Genomic DNA, 1,015 nt, shown 5'->3' with positions numbered 1-1,015 from the left:
TTTTTTGTTGTGGATCGGGAAGCTAGTATGTGTGGAGATTCCTGTAATGGAGGGGGAGACCGGCAGCAGCGGCAAGAACTTGCCGCTGCTGCTCGCGCGTCCCTCTTATGCTTGGGAGGGGTGATGCAGCAGCATATTACCGCTGCTAAGGCTCGTGCAGAACTCAGGAAGGAGCTCAAAGCTATAGATGCTGAGTGGAGGCCTGTGATTGCCCGTGAATCACTCAGGAAGGAGCTCAAAGCTATAGATGCTCAGTGGCAACACGCGATTACCTTCTTGCGTATATCTCGCGCTATCATTGGTAGTATAGAGCTTAGTAAGGAGCTCAAAGCTATAGATGCCGGGTGGGAGCCTGTGATTATTCACGAGGCACAGAAGAAGAAACGCGAGCGTGAAGAACGTGTTGCTCAAGTTCGTAGAGAACTTCGTGCTGAACTCAGAGCTATAGATGCTGAGTGGAGGCTTGTGATTGCCCGTGAATCACTCAGGAAGGAGCTTGACGCTATAGATGCTGAGTGTAGACATACGATTAAGCTCAGGAAGGAGCTCAAAGCTATAGATGCTGAGTGGAGGCCTGTGATTGCCCGTGAATCACTCAGGAAGGAGCTTGACGCTATAGATGCTGAGTGGGCACCTAGGATTGCCCGAGCAGAACTTGCCGCTGCTGCTGATGCTCTTAAACGAGCAGCGGATAAGCTGCAGGCTCTTGGTAAGATGGACACCACATCTACGCCCGGTACCGATTTGATAGGTGTTGTTACGACTGCTATTGCGACCCTTGCTGCTGCTGGGATGCAACCAGCACCCAGCACCGCTTTGACAAGTGTTGCTGCGGAGGTTGCTACACCAAGTACTGCTCTTGGGGTGTAGTGCTCAATGGAAGGGGGGGGATCCTCCTCTCCTCTAGTTTTGTCAATTTTGTGTTGCAACGCTACACGTCTGTGTAGCGTGGTTTCTTGGATGCTTGGGGTCCTAGCCGGTGGGTTTGCCTTGAGCGAACAGCGGTTTTGTGGTA

At 52.0% G+C, this 1,015-nt stretch carries 1 protein-coding gene; it reads left to right on the top strand.

Features of this window, described 5'->3' with window-relative positions; translation table 11 throughout:
- Nucleotides 1-870, top strand: an 870-nt coding sequence (locus tag GAC_RS05030) for a hypothetical protein (protein ID WP_050813519.1), incomplete at its 5' end; no start/stop codon positions are given.
- Nucleotides 871-1,015: the final 145 nt, after the last annotated feature.

The sequence above is a fragment of the Anaplasma marginale str. Florida genome, assembly GCF_000215485.1.
Lineage (GTDB): Bacteria > Pseudomonadota > Alphaproteobacteria > Rickettsiales > Anaplasmataceae > Anaplasma > Anaplasma marginale.
The sequence above is the reverse complement of the archived record's forward strand: the minus strand, read 5'-3'. Positions and strand labels throughout refer to the sequence as shown.